Raw genomic sequence first — 14,464 nt, forward strand, 5'->3', positions numbered from 1 at the left:
CGATGGGAGCCAGTCAATGTCAGAAGTCAACAAGGAGAGGCTGATGTCCGATATCAAAACCGTCCTCGCGGACGCAGAGGACCTGCTCAAGCAGGCTGCGAGCGCTACGGGTGAGCGCGCTTCGGAATTGCGCGAAACGGCACTCTCGCGTCTGAAGCAGGCAAAAGAGAAGGCCGCCGACGTCCAGGTGGTCGTGGTCGAGAAAGGCAAGAAAGCGGCCCGCGCCACCGACGACTATGTCCACGAGCATCCGTGGGCGTCGATCGGGATCGCCGCCGGCGTGGGCGTGCTGGTCGGATTGCTGATCAACCGCAAATAAAGCAGCGCTCGCCGCGCTACGCGAGTGGGCTCCGGGCCCCTCGCGCGGCGCGCTCGACCAGGCGCTGGCAGCGCTTGCCTGACGGCTTTTCGTTGGCGCGGCCCACCGCACCGCTTGGTCTCGCCGGGCAATTCAGCCCGCTGTCTTTTGTTGCGTTTTTTCTTGCGCATTGCTCGGGCATCCGCTTGCGCCACCTGCCATCGCCATGACGACAGACACCCACTCGCAGCGACACGAACACGGGCCGTTGCGCCGACTGCTCGGCTCCGCGTCCGCGATGCTACAGACGCGGCTAGAACTGATCGGCATCGAACTCGCCGAGGAGAAGGACCGCCTCATCGGCGTGCTCTTTCTTGGCCTCGCGGGGATGATGTTCGCGATGCTTGCCCTGATCGCGCTCACGGCGCTCGTTGCCATCGCCTTCTGGGACACGTACCGCTGGGAGGCGCTCGCCGGTCTCACAGTCGTCTACGCGATCGCGGCCATTTTCTGCGGCCTGAAGGCGCGCCGCGGGCTGCACACCGCGCCACTCGTCTTCCAGGCGACGCTCGAGGAATTCGAGAAAGACCGAGACGCCCTGCGCAACCCCTAGCCGCGAGCCGACGCCATGAATCAACCTCGACCGGACACTGCTTTTCGCCCCCGCCGCGGCCGCGCACACGATCTGTCGACGCCGCAGCTGCGCGCCCTGCGCAAGGAATTGCTGCTCGTGCGAGCGAGCGTCGAGCGTGCCGAAATGGCCGAAGCGCTCGTCGACATCCGCGCGACGGTTACGAACTTCAGCTGGCTGCGGTTCGTCGTGCCCGGATTCAGTCGCTCAGGCGGCGGCGTGGCTTCCGGCCTCGGCAGCCTGCTCAAGGAATATCCGCTGGTCAGTTCGCTCATCTCGCTCATCGTGGCAAAGCCGCTGCGTACGAGCATCGTCTCGGCTGTGCGCCCCGTCATCAAGTGGGGCGGCCTCGCTTTTACGGCGTGGGAAGCGTATCGCGTTTGGCAGCAGGTGCGGCGCCAGCGCGGCACCTCTGCGAACCGGCCTGCCCGCGACAGGTCCGACGAAGACGACCTCACCGGCTGATCGCCGCCGCCCGCGGCAGCCCTCCAGGCCGTTCACCGGTCCCTCCAGCACATCTGCGTAGCCGCCGGGACAACGCCGCTGCCTGCAGCACGATTGCTGCGCGCGCCGATTGCGTCGAGTACGAAGGCGCCGCACGCATCGCCACGCATCGGCCCGGCTTCCACCGGATCGGCTACGAGGGCGTAGCCGCCGTTGGAATCGTCGGCGGGCATGAGACGCAGGCGGTAGACGGGCGTTCCCGTCGGCGGAGCCTGGTCGAACCCAGTGGGCAAAAGTGCCATCGACGCGCTCTGCGTATCGACGAGTTGCGCTGCGCGATAGAGCGCGGCCACGGCGTCGATGCGATGTCCCCGCGCGATCTGCGCGCTCCACCCCGGCATCGCGAAGGCGGCGACGATGGCGGCCACCGCCAGCGCGATGACCAGTTCGAGCAGTGTGAACGCGTTGTACCGGTTGCTCTTCACCTTACCTCCCGTTTGCCTCGTCAAAAGGGCCTCGCGACGACGTAGCGCCAGTGATGCTCGACGCGTGTCGCGTCGCCCTCGGCTTCGATGACCAACTGGTCCTGCAGCCAGCTTTGGGTGTCTTCCGATGCGCCGAACCCTCGCGCCGTGACGAGATACGCGCGAACCAGCGGACGGCTATCGATGCGCCAGGCCTCGACGAGGCATTGCGGCGTGCGCACAGACCCCGGCCACGCAGCAAGGGGCGCAACCGTCTGCCGCTCGAAGCTGTCCTGCCGCCGCCAGGCTTGCGGCTCGCCTGACTGCGTGGCCGCCGCTGGTGGGGCCAGCAAGCCATTCGTCAGCGCACGCGAGCACAACACGAGCGCGGCGTCGGCGGCATGGAAGGCCTGCAGATGATCGGCGACGGCATCCGCGTTGCGCCGCGCCAGCAGCGCGGCCTCGAACCACGCCGCCGAGGTCGCGAGCATCATCGCGACGACAAGCAGCACGACTGGGAGCGCCACGCCGCGAGCCGTGGCCAGTGTGCGACGCTTCCCGCGCAGGCTCATTTTCATGACGCTGCCGGCAAAACGTTACGCAGCACGATGTGCCGCCAGAACGCTTGTCGCGCTCGCCCATCCGCGCCGAGCGCCTGCACGCCATCGCAATCGACGTAGCGCGTGCGCCGCGCAAAGGCCGCTCCGCGCACCAGCACGCACAGATCGACCGCGACGACCGACGCCCACTGATCGCGCGCCAGCGCCGAAGCCTCGACCGCTTGCGCCGCGCCCGCCGTCCAGTAGCGCAGGCGCAAACGCTCAACGCCCTCGACGAGCGGCTGCGCCGTGCCGACCTTGCCGGAGCCCTCGCAGTAGAGCTCGCTCTCGCCGGTCGACCCGCTCACCTTGGCGTGATAGCGGTTCACGATTTCCACGCCTGCCACGCCAACCGCCTGCCCAAGGCAGTCGGTAACCTGGCCGTTTGCGACGGGCCAGGTCGATACGCTGTCACCTTGATAGCGCACGGCCAACCCATCGGAGCGACTCGGCAGCAGCTCGCAGGCAAGCGCCACATCGGTGCCGACCGGGCGCCCCGCCGTGCAGCCGAAAATCGCTCGGCCGCCAGGCGGCGAACGTGCGTCCGCGGCAACGAAGCCGGCCATCTGGATCTGCTCGCCGATCAGCATCAGCGCATTCATGCCGGCGTCGTGGATGCGCGCGGCGTCGTTCGCCTGTGCGTAAGCCAGACGCTGCGTGCGATAAGCCGAGAGCGCGCCAAGCGTCACCACCAGGCCCAGCGCCACGGCGATCGTCAGTTCGAGCAGCGTGTGGCCAGCCTCCTGGACCCCGTGGGCGCAGCGCATGTTCATCGCAGAAACGCCAGGGCGACGCAGGCGCGCCCGGAGGAAGCCGTGGCATCGAGACACCGCGCAACCCGCGAAACCGGCGTCGATCCCGACGCTGCGCCGTGCGGTGTCGCCGCCCAACTCACGGACGCGATCGATGCGTCGCCGCCCGCGCTCGACATGGTCAGCCGCCCTTCGGGCACGACGCTCGCCGCCAGCGCCTGCCATCGATCGGTCGTGGCGGGCGTTGCCCGCGCCACGCGCGCCGCTTCGGCCACGGCGTCAGCGGCAAAGGCCGCGCGCTCGCGCGCCGCTGCCAGTTGCGCGTGCCGGGCCAGCCCGAGCTGGGTGCTCATCAGGCCGAGCCCGCACATCGCCATGATGCCGAGCGCAATGGCGACCTCCAGCAGCGTCGACCCGCGCTCGCCGCGCTCGCTCACCCGGCTCATGACGCCCCCGTGCATGCGCCGTCGCTGATGCGTGCCCGCCCCCCCTGTGCGATGCGTATGCAGCGACGCCAGCCCGCACCGCGTTGTGCCGCCGACGGGACCCGCGGGGCAATCTCGAAGTTGCGCAAGCTGCCGATGGTCTGCCCCGCCGGCGGCGAAAACGTGATGGCGGTGAGGCCCGACGCCACGGAGATCGCATCGAGCGCCGGCTGGATGCGCAACGGGATAGACGCTCCGGCGCGCTCGATCATGACGGCCCAGCCACAGGACCAGTCGGCAATTCCGGACAGACACGCTTTGGCCGCCTCGAGGCAATGGCGCGCGGCGTCGACGCGGCAAACGGTGACGCGCGCCTTGCGCCGTATGGCCTCGTTGCGTGCATAGGCGAGCGTGCCGAGCATGGCGTTGGCGCGCGCGTCGACCTGATCGCGCACGCGCCACGCGGTGAAAACAGGCGTGGAAACCGTTGCGCAGATCGCTAGCAGGACGATGACGACCATCGTCTCAATGAGCGTGAATCCTCCGGACTTCATGAGCAATCCTTAGTTCGAGCGGATTGCCATCAATCTACGGACGAAAACGAAACGAAACAATTAGCCGAACGGCTAGCTGGTGCGCGCAACGTCGGCTCGCGAGAATGCAAGCGTTACGACAGCGGCCTGGCAGGAGGGAAGAAAAATGGGAATGCGCTCAGCGCTTTTTCGCGGGGTTGTTGGCGCCCGCGCGGCGAAATTCCTCGATCACGTCTTCGAATTCGGAGACGTCCTCGAAGCGTCGGTACACCGAAGCAAACCGTACGAACGCCACCTTGTCGAGTTCGCGCAATTCGCCCATGACAAGTTCGCCAAGGCGCTCGCTGCGCACTTCGCGCTCGCCGCTGCCGAGCAATTGGTCCTCGATACGGGCAACCGCCGCGTCGATCGCATCGGCTGCAACCGGGCGCTTGCGCAGCGCCAGTTGCATGCTCGCCACGATCTTGCGGCGGTCGAATTCCGTGCGGCTGCCATCCTTCTTGACGATCGAAGGCATCGCCAGCTCGACCCGCTCGTACGTCGTGAAACGCTTGTCGCAGGCCGGGCAGCGGCGGCGGCGCCGGATCGCGGCGCCGTCTTCGGACACGCGCGAGTCGACGACCTGCGTGTCTTCGTGCCGGCAGAAGGGGCAGCGCATGGGTTATCGCGTGGCTTAGCGGTAAACCGGGAAACGCTTCGTCAGCTCGGCGACCTGCGCCTTCACGCGCTCGATCGTGGCGGCGTCTTCCGGATTGTCGAGCACGTCGGCGATCAGGTTGCCGACCTGCTCGGCTTCCTTCACGCCAAAGCCGCGCGTCGTCATGGCCGGCGAACCGAGACGGATACCGCTCGTCACGAACGGCTTTTCCGGGTCGTTCGGGATCGCGTTCTTGTTGACCGTGATGTGAGCGGTGCCCAGCACGGCTTCCGCCGCCTTGCCGGTGATGTTCTTCGCGCGCAGGTCCACCAGCATCACGTGGCTTTCCGTGCGGCCGGAAACGATGCGCAGACCGCGCTTGACCAGCGTCTCCGCCAACACGCGGGCGTTGTCGACCACTTGCTGCTGGTAGGTCTTGAACTCCGGCGAGAGCGCTTCCTTGAACGCCACGGCCTTGCCGGCAATGACGTGCATGAGCGGACCGCCCTGAATGCCCGGGAAGATGGCCGAGTTGATCTGCTTCTCGAACTCCGCCTTCATCAGGATCACACCGCCGCGCGGGCCGCGCAGGCTCTTGTGCGTGGTCGTGGTGACGAAGTCGGCGTGCGGCACCGGGTTCGGGTAGACGCCCGCGGCGATCAGACCGGCGTAGTGCGCCATGTCGACCATGAAGTACGCGCCAACCGCCTTGGCAACCTTGGCGATGCGCTCGAAGTCGATACGCAGTGCGAAAGCCGACGCACCGGCGATGATCAGCTTCGGCCTGGTTTCGTGCGCGCGCTTTTCGAGCGCGTCGTAGTCGATGTCTTCCTTGGCGTCGAGGCCGTAGCTCACGACGTTGAACCACTTGCCGCTCATGTTCAGCGCCATGCCGTGCGTGAGGTGACCACCTTCGGCGAGGCTCATGCCCATGATGGTGTCGCCCGGCTTGAGCACGGCGAAGAACACGCCCTGGTTGGCCTGCGAGCCCGAGTTCGGCTGAACGTTCGCGGCTTCGGCGCCGAACAGCTGCTTCACGCGGTCGATCGCGAGCTGCTCGACGATATCCACGTTTTCGCAGCCGCCGTAATAGCGCTTACCGGGGTAGCCTTCGGCGTACTTGTTGGTGAGCTGCGAACCCTGCGCGGCCATGACCGCGGGCGAGGTGTAGTTTTCCGACGCGATGAGCTCGATGTGCTCTTCCTGGCGGCGGTTCTCGAGTTCGATCGCCTTGAAGAGTTCGGGATCGACGTTGGCGATGGTGCTTTCGGCTCTGTCAAACATACGGATTCCGTTAAGTGTGTTCAGGTTGACCGGGTCTCGCGCGGAACGCGTAGCGGGTACGCGGCGCTGCTGGCGAAGAGGCCAGCCTTGACGTGGCGGAAGGAGGTGCCGCACACGCGAGGCAGGACAGCCCCCGCAGCGCAAACGAAAGCGCGCGAAATCAGGCTGCCCAGGCGAACGGCAAAACGGCACCCTGCGCTTCACGGTGGGTCGTTCCACCTTGAGTCCCCAATAACGAGCGCATGGCTACCGCCAATGCCGCCATTTCGGAACCCTATCGCCAGTCACGCAGGGATTGAGCGCGTTAGTTTATTGGAACGGCAGAGAATAGGCAACCGCCCGCCCCCAGTGCGCTCGGGCGTCCCGCGGGCTGCGACGCGCCGTGCGGCGGCGCCGGCCATGCGATCCGCGCGCGTACTGTCCCTTTCTTGCCGCAATGCGGCATTGCAAGTAGGCTCTCCCCTTTTCCCGCCTTCTACCGACCAGAGAGCCACCATGATCGTTTTCGTCACCGGCGCGTCCGCAGGATTCGGCGCCGCCATCGCTCGCGCCTTCGTGAAGGGCGGACATCGCGTCGTCGCCACGGCTCGCCGCAAGGACCGCCTCGACGCCCTCGCCGCCGAACTCGGCGACGCCCTCCTGCCCATCGAGCTCGACGTGCGCGACCGCGCGGCGGTCGAAGCCGCGCCCGGCGCGCTGCCGCCCGGGTTCGCCGGCGTCGACGTGCTGGTCAACAACGCCGGCCTCGCGCTGGGCGTGGAGCCGGCACAGAAGGCCGACCTCGACGAGTGGGAAACCATGATCGACACCAACTGCACCGGTCTCGTGCAGGTCACTCACGCGTTCTTGCCCGGCATGGTCGAGCGCAACCGCGGCCACATTTTCAATATCGGTTCGGTGGCGGGCCGCTGGCCGTATGCGGGGGGCAACGTCTATGGCGCGACCAAGGCGTTCGTGCGTCAGTTCAGCCTGAACCTGCGCGCTGACCTCGCGGGCACGGCACTGCGCGTGACCGACATCGAGCCGGGCCTGTGCGGCGGCACCGAGTTCTCGAACGTGCGCTTTCGCGGCGACGACACCCGGGCAGCCAGCGTCTACAAGGACGTGCAGCCGCTCACGGCCGAGGACATCGCCGATTCGATCTACTGGATCGCCACGCGCCCCGCGCACGTCAACATCAACACGATCGAACTGATGCCCGTTGCCCAGACATTCGCCGGTACCAGTATCCACCGCGGCTAAAAATACCTTACAAATTTAATACTTACGTCAGTCGTACGAAAGACGTGGGGGCCTCGCGTTCCGGTAGAATGCGCGGCATGGAAAATTCCACCAGCAAGCCGGACGCGGCGTCGTCACCGGCCGGGCGCGGCTTTACGTGGCCGGTGCGCGTCTACTACGAGGACACCGACGCCGGTGGCATCGTGTTTTACGCGAATTACCTGAAGTTCTTCGAACGCGCACGCACCGAATGGCTGCGCGCGTGCGGCGTCGATCAGCGTCGGCTCGCCGAGGAAACGGGCGTGCTCTTCGTCGTGCGCAGCACCGCGCTCGACTACCGTTCGCCCGCGCGCCTCGACGACGTCGTCACCACCGTCAGCCGCGTCGAGAAGCTGGGCCGCGCCTCGGTCGACTTCATGCAGGAAGCGTGGCGCGAAAACACGCTGCTCGCCACGGGCACCATTCGCGTTGCCTGCGTCGACAGCACGGCCATGCGGCCCGCCCCCATTCCGGCCCCCGTTCATGAAGCCTTGCAACGTGGACCCCAGAAAGACCTGTACGCCGTGTCAACGGCAGTGCAGTAATTACCGTTGATACGACGCCAGTGAACTCGCGCCGGTCAATGCAGGACCAAGCAGGGTTCGGCCGCGACGGCACGAGAACTTCCCAACCGCCTACGGGAAGCCTTGCGTTGTCTTGCAGCCGCTCGCCCCTTTCGGGACGTCACAACGAACCTATATGAACACTACACAAGATCTGTCGATCATTTCTCTCGTTCTTAATGCGAGCATACTGGCACAGGCGGTGATGGGGCTTCTTCTGCTCATGTCGCTGATTTCCTGGACTTTCATCTTCCGCAAGTGGTTTGCGATCCGCCGGGCGCGGTCCCAGACAGAGCGCTTCGAGCGCGACTTCTGGTCAGGCGGCGACCTGCAGGCGCTCTACCAGAGCGCAGCCAACAACCGTCACACGATCGGCGCGCTCGAGCGTATCTTCGAGTCGGGCATGCGCGAATTCCTGAAGGCGAAAGAGAAGCGCCTGAACGATCCGAGCCTTGTGCTCGACGGCGCCCGCCGCGCGATGCGCGCCGCCTTCCAGCGCGAAATGGATGCGCTCGAGGCGAACCTCTCGTTCCTCGCTTCGGTCGGCTCGGTGAGTCCGTACATCGGTCTTTTCGGCACGGTCTGGGGGATCATGAACGCGTTCCGCGGTCTCGCGAACGTGCAGCAGGCAACGCTCGCGAACGTCGCGCCCGGCATCGCCGAAGCGCTGACGGCGACCGCGATCGGTCTGTTCGCCGCCATTCCGGCGGTGGTCGCGTATAACAGCTACGCACACGACATCGACCGTCTGGCGATCCGCTTCGAAACCTTCATCGAAGAGTTTTCGAACATCCTGCAGCGTCAGGCCCACTAATCTTCACGAAGCAAGGAGTCGAAGATGGGAGGCTCAGTCCGTTCGAGCATGCGAGGCAGCCGCTCGCGCCGTGCGATGGCCGACATCAACGTCGTGCCGTACATCGACGTGATGCTGGTGTTGCTCGTGATCTTCATGGTGACCGCGCCGCTCGTGGCGCCGTCCATTGTCAACCTGCCGACCGTCGGCGGCGCGTCGCAGCAGCAGCAGGTGCCGCCCGTCGTGGTCAATATTCGCCCCGACGGCAATCTGAGCGTACGCTACAAGGATGACTCCGGCGCCACGCAGCAACAGACCATGACGCGCGCCGATCTCAACGGCTTCGTCGCCGATCGCGAGCAGAGCCATCCCGACCAGCCCGTCGTGATCGCGGCCGACAAGTCCGTCAAATACGAGACGGTGATGAACGTGATGTCCGACCTGAAGTCGCATGGCGTCAAACGTGTCGGACTGCTCGTCAAATCGCAATGATCCGCAAGAACGATTCGTATCCGCTGCAGCCTCCGCGAGAGCGTGGCACGGGACGTGCTATCGCCCTCGCGGTGCTCATGCACGTGCTGCTCGGTCTGTTCCTCTATCACGGCATCCGCTGGCAGAACAGCACGCCGGCGGGTGAAGAGGCGGAACTGTGGACCGAGGTGCCGGACCTGTCGACACCGAAGCCGCTGCCGCCGCCCGCGCCGGTCGCCCCTGCCCCGCCGCCGCCTCAAACCGAGGAAGCCGACATTGCGCTGCAACAGCAAAAGCGTAAGCAGCAGGAAGCGCAGCGCGAGGCGCAACTGGCCGAGCAGCAGCGTCTGAAAGCCCAGCAGGAAGCCGAAGCGAAGCGTCAGCAGCAGCTCGCGGCTCAGCAGGCCGCGCAGCAGAAGGCCGAAAAGCTCAAGCAGCAGCAGGAACAGCAGCAAGCCGCGGCGGAGAAGCAAAAGCAGCTGCAGCAGCAGGACGCGCTCAAGAAGCAGCAGCAGGAAGAAGAGCAGCAGAAGCAGGCGAAGCTCGACGCGCAGAAGAAGGCCGACGCCGAGAAGGCGGCCAAGGCGAAGGCGCAAGCCGACGCCCAGGCGAAGAAGCTCGACGCGGAACGCCGCGCTCGCATCGCGCAGATGCAAGGCTCGATGGGTGGCGGCGAAGGCACGAGCGGCAACGGTCTCGCAAAGAGCGGCACGGGCAGCGGCTCGGGCGGCAACGCGACGTCGCCGGGCTACGCCGACAAGGTGCGCCGCCGCGTGCGTCCGAACATCGTGTGGGCGGGCGAAACGTCGGGTCTCGAAACGGAGATCGCGGTGCGTTGCTCGCCGACCGGCACGCTGCTTTCGGCGACGATCTCGCGCAGCAGCGGCAACGCGTCGTGGGACGACGCCGCGTTGCGGGCAGTTCAGCGCTCGGATCCGATGCCGGTCGATACCGACGGCAAGGCGCCTTCGAGCTTCAAGATCACCTTGCGCCCGGCTGGTTGATGGCGAGCGCAAGGCGCAGAAAGGTTGAGGAAAGCCGCCGCGCAACAGTGGCTAATAAGGAACGATTCGAACGTTTTCGGGTCAGTCTGCTGTTGCGCGTTATGACAAAATTGCTTTTTTCAGGAAATATCACAGCATGACATTGATGACGAAGCTTGGCCTGCGAACCCTCGTCGCGTCCTGCCTGATCACGGCGGGCGGCGCGGCGAACGCACAACTCAACGTCCTCGTCACCGGCGTGGGCTCCACCCAGTTCCCCATCGCCACGGCTAACTTTGCCGGTGAAGCGAATTCGCCCGAGCAGGTCGCGGCCATCGTGCGCGCCGACCTGCAACGCAGCGGGAAATTTACGAATATCGATGCCGGCAGCGCACCGATCTCGGAAAACGACTCCGTCGACCTCGGCAGCTGGAAGGCCAAGGGCGCCAACGCGTTCGTTGCGGGCAGCGTGAACAAGCTCGCCAACGGCCAGTACGAAGTGCGCTTCAAGCTCTACGACACCGTGAAGGGCGAAAGCCTCGGCGGCCTCGTGCTCACGAGCCCGGCAAGCGGCCTGCGCATGAGCGCGCACAAGGTTGCGGACTACATCTATCAGAAGCTGCTCGGCGATCGCGGCGTGTTCGCCACGCGTCTTTCATACGTGATCAAGACGGGCGGCCGCTTCCAGCTGCAGGTTTCGGACTCCGATGGACAAGACGCGCATATCGCGCTGTCGAGCCCCGAGCCGATCATCTCGCCGGCCTGGTCGCCCGACGGCACCAAGGTCGCTTACGTATCTTTCGAAAAGAAGAAGCCGATCGTCTACGTGCACGACCTGCCGACGGGTCGCCGCGTGATCATTTCGGACCAGAAGGGCAACAATTCGGCGCCGGCCTGGTCTCCCGACGGCCGCACGCTCGCAGTAGCATTGTCGCGCACGGGCAACACGCAGATCTTCGCCGTCAATGCCGACGGCTCCGGCCTGCACCGCCTCACGCAAGGCACGACGATCGACACCGAACCCAACTACTCTCCTGACGGACGCTGGATTTATTTCACGAGCGACCGCGGCGGCCAGCCTCAGATTTACAAGATGCCGGCCCAGGGCGAAAGCGCCGCAGCGGCACAGCGTGTGACGTTTACCGGCAACTACAATACGAGCCCGAAGGCCAGCCCGGACGGCAAGCAACTGGCGTACATCTCACGCACGGGCGGCGGATTTAAGCTGTACATTCAAGATCTGCAGTCCGGTGTCGCCACGGCGCTCACTGACACGACACATGACGAGTCGCCCAGCTTCGCGGCGAACGGTCAGTACATTCTTTACGCCACACAGGTGAACGGCCGTGGCGTGCTGGCTGCTGTATCGACCGACGGTCGTACGCGGCAAATCCTGTCCGTTCAGGGCGGCAGCGTACGCGAGCCGTCCTGGGGTCCTTTTATGCAATAACACTTCAGGAGAGAAATAATGATGTCGAAGAAAGTACGCCTGGCCTTGGCCGTCTTGATGATCGGTGCACTGGCAGCGTGTAAGTCGGGTGTCAAGGAAACGAACCCGAACGCCGGTGCGATGAACACCCAGCCGAACCCGAACGCGGTCGCCCAGGTGAACGTCGATGAGCTGAACAATCCGAACAGCCCGCTCGCCAAGCGCAGCGTGTACTTCGATTTCGACAGCTACGCCGTCAAGGACGACTACCAGTCGCTGCTGCAAGCTCACGCACAGTACCTCAAGACGCACCCGGAACGTCACGTCCTGATCCAGGGCAACACCGACGAGCGCGGCACGAGCGAATACAACCTGGCGCTGGGTCAAAAGCGTGCTGAAGCGGTCCGTCGCGCCCTCTCGCTGATGGGCGTGCCCGATTCGCAAATGGAAGCCGTCAGCCTCGGTAAGGAAAAGCCGGTCGCAACGGGCCACGACGAAGCATCGTGGGCGCAGAACCGCCGTGCTGACCTCGTGTATCAACAGTAATTGAGCATTGGATGAAGGGGCGTATGTCGCACCGTTTCTCCCCGCTGCGCGTAGCCGCAGCCGCTTGCGTGGCTGGCGTCGCCTTTGCGGCGCTGCCGGCCCACGCGGGTATCTTCGATGACGATCAGGCGCGCCAGGCGATTCTCGACCTGCGCGCGAAAACGGACAGCCTGTCCAGCCAGCTGTCCGCCGCTCAACGCACGATCCTCGACCAGTCCAACCACCTCGACCAGCTCAACCAGCAGGTCGCGACGTTGCGCGGACAGAACGAGGATATGGCGAACCAGTTGGCGACCCTGCAGAAGCAACAGAAGGACTACTACACGGATCTCGACACGCGACTCAAGAAGTTCGAGCCGCAGCAGGAGACCGTGGACGGCATGCAAGGCACGGTTCAGCCGGGTGAGATGGACGCGTTCAACGCCGCTTCGCAGCAGTTCCGCAACGGCGACTTCAAGAACGCGGCGGCATCGTTCCGTAGCTTCATCGCGAAGTTCCCGCAGAGTCCTTACCAGCCGACCGCGCAGTACTGGCTCGGCAACGCGCTGTATGCGCTGAAGGACTACAAGGGGTCGACCGCGACGTGGCAGAACGTCGTCAACAAATACCCGCAACATCCGCGTGCCCCCGAGGCACTGCTGGCCATTGCAAACAATCAGATCGAGCAGGGGCAAAAGGCTGCGGCCAAACGCACGCTCGAGCAGGTCGTTTCGCAATACGGCAACTCGGATGTCGCCCAGACGGCGCAGAGCAAGCTTTCACAGCTCAAATAAGCGCTGCTGGATGGTTTTGGCGTGACGTGGCGCTGGCTAATGCCAATGCCGCGAAATGCGCCTCTCGCATACAGGGAAGGCCCGGGGCACGGCGTGCTCCGGGCGCTTCCATCGGTTTTATGACGGCAAAAGTTGACGCGTTGACCAGACGCCGCTATAATCCCGCTTCTCTTTTGGGTCGTTAGCTCAGCTGGTAGAGCAGCGGACTTTTAATCCGTTGGTCACAGGTTCGAATCCCGTACGGCCTACCAAAGCATCAAACAAAAAGCCCAGTCTCCGGACTGGGCTTTTTGCTTTGCAGCGTACGGCGCAGGCTCAAGCGTCTTGAGTGACTCGGCGCGCGAGCATGCGTCCAGCATGTATACTCCCTCCTCCCCCGCCGTCCCATCCCCGCTGCACAGGCCACGTCATCATGAAGTTCACGACCCTTGCCTGCGCCCTGCTCGCGCTTTTCTGGCTCAGTCTGCGCGTTCAGGCGCAAATTCAACCGCAACCCGAAGACTACGCATACCTGCGCCGCATACGCGTGCCGGACGCCGTCGTCAATTGCGTTGCCGCGCTCGACCAGTGGGTGCATAAGGCGCAGCGTTACGATTCGCTGCTCGTGCCCGATCGGCGCGCGCTCTCGGCGAAAATCGAGCAGCCCGCGCCCGCGAATGCCACGCCCACGCCCGTCGCGAGCGACGCACTTTCGCCTGCCCCGTCCATCGACACACTGGTCCATCTGCGCGCCTTCGCCAAGGTCCGCGGCAAGTACGCCTGGGTGCCCGTGAAGGCCACCTGCGGGATCTGGCATTCGCACGTCGTCGACGTCGCGCTGTCGCCGCGCGGCACGCACGCAACGTCGCCGATCCACTGACGACACTTCGTCATCCTTATCGCTTCCCGCAACAAAAAAGCCCGCGCGCCTGACAGCGCACGGGCTTTTTCGCATCGAGCGACGCGCGGCCCATGCCGCGCGCAAACTCAGTCCGCCTTGACGCCTTCGACCTGGATCTGCAGCGTCGTCGCCGTCTTGAAGCCATACGACTGGCCCCAGTTCACGCCGTAGTCCGCGCGGTCGAATTGCGCCGATGCGTCCGCGCCGCACACTTCACGCTTGAGCATCGGGTTCTGGAAGCACTTGAACGAGTCGATCTTCAGGTTCAGCGGCTTGGTCACGCCATGCAGCGTGAACGTGCCGATCACTTCCACGGGCTTGTCGCCTTCGAAGCGGATCGACGTGCCCTTGTAGGTGGCCGTCGGGAACTTCGCGGTGTCGAGGAATTCGGCCGAGCTCACGTGCTTGTCGAGCTTCGCGTTGCCGGTATCGATCGACGATGCGTCGATCGTCACGTCCACCGTGCCCGTCTTCGCCTCGCGATCGAGCGTGACCGTGCCCGAGCTCTTCGTGAACTTGCCGCGCCACACCGAGACGCCGCCGAAGTGATCGGCTTCGAAGCTCGGATAGGTGTGCATCGGGTCGAGGTTATAGGTCGTGGCGGCTGCGAGCGCCGGCGTGGCGACGAAGGCTGCGAGCGAGGCGGCAACGGCCGCGGCGAAAATCGTGGTCTTCATGAATCGATTCCTGGTGCGGGAG

General features: G+C 65.0%; 20 protein-coding genes, 1 tRNA gene and 1 riboswitch. Of the genes, 13 read left to right on the top strand and 8 right to left on the bottom strand.

From position 1 onward, the window contains the following. Nucleotides 1-16 precede the first annotated feature (16 nt). The 3 genes from AB3X98_RS08205 (at nt 17) to AB3X98_RS08215 (ending at nt 1,394) form a co-directional block, all read left to right on the top strand. Nucleotides 17-319, top strand: a complete 303-nt coding sequence (locus AB3X98_RS08205; protein ID WP_007584918.1) for a YqjD family protein — start codon at nt 17-19, stop codon at nt 317-319. A 205-nt stretch (nt 320-524) separates the two neighbouring features. Further along, nucleotides 525-911, top strand: coding sequence for a phage holin family protein (locus AB3X98_RS08210; protein WP_069262800.1), 387 nt, complete (start codon nt 525-527; stop codon nt 909-911). A 15-nt stretch (nt 912-926) separates the two neighbouring features. Beyond that, nucleotides 927-1,394, top strand: coding sequence for a DUF3318 domain-containing protein (locus AB3X98_RS08215; RefSeq protein WP_368604065.1), 468 nt, complete (start codon nt 927-929; stop codon nt 1,392-1,394). 32 nt (nt 1,395-1,426) lie between these two features. Here the strand turns inward: AB3X98_RS08215 and AB3X98_RS08220 are convergent, their stop codons facing one another. From AB3X98_RS08220 to glyA, 7 genes are all read right to left on the bottom strand, one after another. Next, nucleotides 1,427-1,858 carry a type IV pilin protein gene (locus AB3X98_RS08220; protein WP_368604066.1) on the bottom strand — a complete coding sequence of 144 codons (432 nt, stop codon included), beginning with the start codon at nt 1,856-1,858 and terminating at the stop codon, nt 1,427-1,429. 20 nt (nt 1,859-1,878) lie between these two features. Then, a complete protein-coding gene (locus tag AB3X98_RS08225; RefSeq protein WP_368604067.1) occupies nt 1,879-2,415 on the bottom strand; it encodes a hypothetical protein in 537 nt (178 codons plus the stop codon). Beyond that, nucleotides 2,412-3,203: a PilW family protein gene (locus AB3X98_RS08230; RefSeq protein ID WP_368604080.1), complete on the bottom strand. Its 792-nt coding sequence runs from the start codon at nt 3,201-3,203 to the stop codon at nt 2,412-2,414. The genes AB3X98_RS08225 and AB3X98_RS08230 overlap by 4 nt, the downstream gene beginning before the upstream one ends. 2 nt (nt 3,204-3,205) lie before the next feature. Next, the gene (locus tag AB3X98_RS08235; RefSeq protein WP_368604068.1) at nt 3,206-3,634 is read right to left on the bottom strand and encodes a hypothetical protein; all 429 of its coding nucleotides are present in this window, start codon (nt 3,632-3,634) and stop codon (nt 3,206-3,208) included. Then, a complete protein-coding gene (locus AB3X98_RS08240) occupies nt 3,631-4,167 on the bottom strand; it encodes a GspH/FimT family pseudopilin (RefSeq protein WP_368610230.1) in 537 nt (178 codons plus the stop codon). The genes AB3X98_RS08235 and AB3X98_RS08240 overlap by 4 nt, the downstream gene beginning before the upstream one ends. Nucleotides 4,168-4,324: 157 nt before the next feature. Next, the gene (gene nrdR / locus AB3X98_RS08245; RefSeq protein WP_069262806.1) at nt 4,325-4,804 is read right to left on the bottom strand and encodes a transcriptional regulator NrdR; all 480 of its coding nucleotides are present in this window, start codon (nt 4,802-4,804) and stop codon (nt 4,325-4,327) included. A 15-nt stretch (nt 4,805-4,819) separates the two neighbouring features. Continuing rightward, the gene (gene glyA / locus AB3X98_RS08250) at nt 4,820-6,067 is read right to left on the bottom strand and encodes a serine hydroxymethyltransferase (protein ID WP_069262807.1); all 1,248 of its coding nucleotides are present in this window, start codon (nt 6,065-6,067) and stop codon (nt 4,820-4,822) included. Between the two features lie 160 nt (nt 6,068-6,227). Continuing rightward, nucleotides 6,228-6,365, bottom strand: a riboswitch (ZMP/ZTP riboswitch). A gap of 197 nt (nt 6,366-6,562) precedes the next feature. Here glyA and ydfG point away from each other — a divergent pair. The 10 genes from ydfG to AB3X98_RS08300 all read left to right on the top strand — a co-directional run bounded on the left by ydfG (nt 6,563) and on the right by AB3X98_RS08300 (nt 13,744). Next, complete coding sequence (gene ydfG, locus AB3X98_RS08255) at nt 6,563-7,309, top strand: bifunctional NADP-dependent 3-hydroxy acid dehydrogenase/3-hydroxypropionate dehydrogenase YdfG (protein WP_368604070.1); 747 nt, start codon at nt 6,563-6,565, stop codon at nt 7,307-7,309. A 68-nt stretch (nt 7,310-7,377) separates the two neighbouring features. Further along, nucleotides 7,378-7,872 (top strand): tol-pal system-associated acyl-CoA thioesterase, encoded by a 495-nt coding sequence (ybgC, locus tag AB3X98_RS08260; RefSeq protein ID WP_069262809.1) that lies wholly within the window; start codon nt 7,378-7,380, stop codon nt 7,870-7,872. A 154-nt stretch (nt 7,873-8,026) separates the two neighbouring features. Beyond that, nucleotides 8,027-8,704, top strand: a complete 678-nt coding sequence (gene tolQ / locus AB3X98_RS08265) for a protein TolQ (protein WP_028205324.1) — start codon at nt 8,027-8,029, stop codon at nt 8,702-8,704. Between the two features lie 24 nt (nt 8,705-8,728). Further along, entirely contained in the window at nt 8,729-9,175 is a 447-nt protein-coding gene (gene tolR / locus AB3X98_RS08270) for a protein TolR (RefSeq protein WP_035513412.1), read from the top strand. Further along, nucleotides 9,172-10,158, top strand: coding sequence for a cell envelope integrity protein TolA (gene tolA / locus AB3X98_RS08275; RefSeq protein ID WP_368604071.1), 987 nt, complete (start codon nt 9,172-9,174; stop codon nt 10,156-10,158). The genes tolR and tolA overlap by 4 nt, the downstream gene beginning before the upstream one ends. 136 nt (nt 10,159-10,294) lie before the next feature. Continuing rightward, complete coding sequence (gene tolB, locus AB3X98_RS08280; protein ID WP_069262811.1) at nt 10,295-11,587, top strand: Tol-Pal system beta propeller repeat protein TolB; 1,293 nt, start codon at nt 10,295-10,297, stop codon at nt 11,585-11,587. An 18-nt stretch (nt 11,588-11,605) separates the two neighbouring features. After that, complete coding sequence (pal, locus tag AB3X98_RS08285; protein WP_042266217.1) at nt 11,606-12,112, top strand: peptidoglycan-associated lipoprotein Pal; 507 nt, start codon at nt 11,606-11,608, stop codon at nt 12,110-12,112. A 23-nt stretch (nt 12,113-12,135) separates the two neighbouring features. Then, nucleotides 12,136-12,885 (top strand): tol-pal system protein YbgF, encoded by a 750-nt coding sequence (gene ybgF / locus AB3X98_RS08290; protein ID WP_069262812.1) that lies wholly within the window; start codon nt 12,136-12,138, stop codon nt 12,883-12,885. A gap of 175 nt (nt 12,886-13,060) precedes the next feature. Further along, nucleotides 13,061-13,136 (top strand) — tRNA-Lys (locus AB3X98_RS08295). 161 nt (nt 13,137-13,297) lie between these two features. After that, a complete protein-coding gene (locus AB3X98_RS08300; protein WP_368604072.1) occupies nt 13,298-13,744 on the top strand; it encodes a hypothetical protein in 447 nt (148 codons plus the stop codon). A 107-nt stretch (nt 13,745-13,851) separates the two neighbouring features. Here the strand turns inward: AB3X98_RS08300 and AB3X98_RS08305 are convergent, their stop codons facing one another. Next, complete coding sequence (locus tag AB3X98_RS08305) at nt 13,852-14,442, bottom strand: YceI family protein (protein ID WP_069262814.1); 591 nt, start codon at nt 14,440-14,442, stop codon at nt 13,852-13,854. Nucleotides 14,443-14,464: the final 22 nt, after the last annotated feature.

Source organism: Paraburkholderia sp. BR14312, assembly GCF_040948675.1.
In the GTDB taxonomy this organism is placed as follows: domain Bacteria; phylum Pseudomonadota; class Gammaproteobacteria; order Burkholderiales; family Burkholderiaceae; genus Paraburkholderia; species Paraburkholderia nodosa_A.

Excerpts from the sequence above, each read along its gene's own strand:
- AB3X98_RS08215 (WP_368604065.1), top strand. The coding sequence starts at position 927 with ATGAATCAACCTCGACCGGACACTGCTTTTCGCCCCCGCCGCGGCCGC.
- AB3X98_RS08225 (WP_368604067.1), bottom strand. The coding sequence starts at position 2,415 with ATGAAAATGAGCCTGCGCGGGAAGCGTCGCACACTGGCCACGGCTCGC.
- AB3X98_RS08210 (WP_069262800.1), top strand. The coding sequence starts at position 525 with ATGACGACAGACACCCACTCGCAGCGACACGAACACGGGCCGTTGCGC.
- AB3X98_RS08205 (WP_007584918.1), top strand. The coding sequence starts at position 17 with ATGTCAGAAGTCAACAAGGAGAGGCTGATGTCCGATATCAAAACCGTC.
- AB3X98_RS08230 (WP_368604080.1), bottom strand. The coding sequence starts at position 3,203 with ATGCGCTGCGCCCACGGGGTCCAGGAGGCTGGCCACACGCTGCTCGAA.
- AB3X98_RS08235 (WP_368604068.1), bottom strand. The coding sequence starts at position 3,634 with ATGAGCCGGGTGAGCGAGCGCGGCGAGCGCGGGTCGACGCTGCTGGAG.
- tolA (WP_368604071.1), top strand. The coding sequence starts at position 9,172 with ATGATCCGCAAGAACGATTCGTATCCGCTGCAGCCTCCGCGAGAGCGT.
- nrdR (WP_069262806.1), bottom strand. The coding sequence starts at position 4,804 with ATGCGCTGCCCCTTCTGCCGGCACGAAGACACGCAGGTCGTCGACTCG.
- ybgC (WP_069262809.1), top strand. The coding sequence starts at position 7,378 with ATGCGCGGCATGGAAAATTCCACCAGCAAGCCGGACGCGGCGTCGTCA.
- tolQ (WP_028205324.1), top strand. The coding sequence starts at position 8,027 with ATGAACACTACACAAGATCTGTCGATCATTTCTCTCGTTCTTAATGCG.
- AB3X98_RS08240 (WP_368610230.1), bottom strand. The coding sequence starts at position 4,167 with ATGAAGTCCGGAGGATTCACGCTCATTGAGACGATGGTCGTCATCGTC.
- tolB (WP_069262811.1), top strand. The coding sequence starts at position 10,295 with ATGACATTGATGACGAAGCTTGGCCTGCGAACCCTCGTCGCGTCCTGC.
- ybgF (WP_069262812.1), top strand. The coding sequence starts at position 12,136 with ATGTCGCACCGTTTCTCCCCGCTGCGCGTAGCCGCAGCCGCTTGCGTG.
- pal (WP_042266217.1), top strand. The coding sequence starts at position 11,606 with ATGATGTCGAAGAAAGTACGCCTGGCCTTGGCCGTCTTGATGATCGGT.
- tolR (WP_035513412.1), top strand. The coding sequence starts at position 8,729 with ATGGGAGGCTCAGTCCGTTCGAGCATGCGAGGCAGCCGCTCGCGCCGT.
- AB3X98_RS08305 (WP_069262814.1), bottom strand. The coding sequence starts at position 14,442 with ATGAAGACCACGATTTTCGCCGCGGCCGTTGCCGCCTCGCTCGCAGCC.
- AB3X98_RS08300 (WP_368604072.1), top strand. The coding sequence starts at position 13,298 with ATGAAGTTCACGACCCTTGCCTGCGCCCTGCTCGCGCTTTTCTGGCTC.
- ydfG (WP_368604070.1), top strand. The coding sequence starts at position 6,563 with ATGATCGTTTTCGTCACCGGCGCGTCCGCAGGATTCGGCGCCGCCATC.
- glyA (WP_069262807.1), bottom strand. The coding sequence starts at position 6,067 with ATGTTTGACAGAGCCGAAAGCACCATCGCCAACGTCGATCCCGAACTC.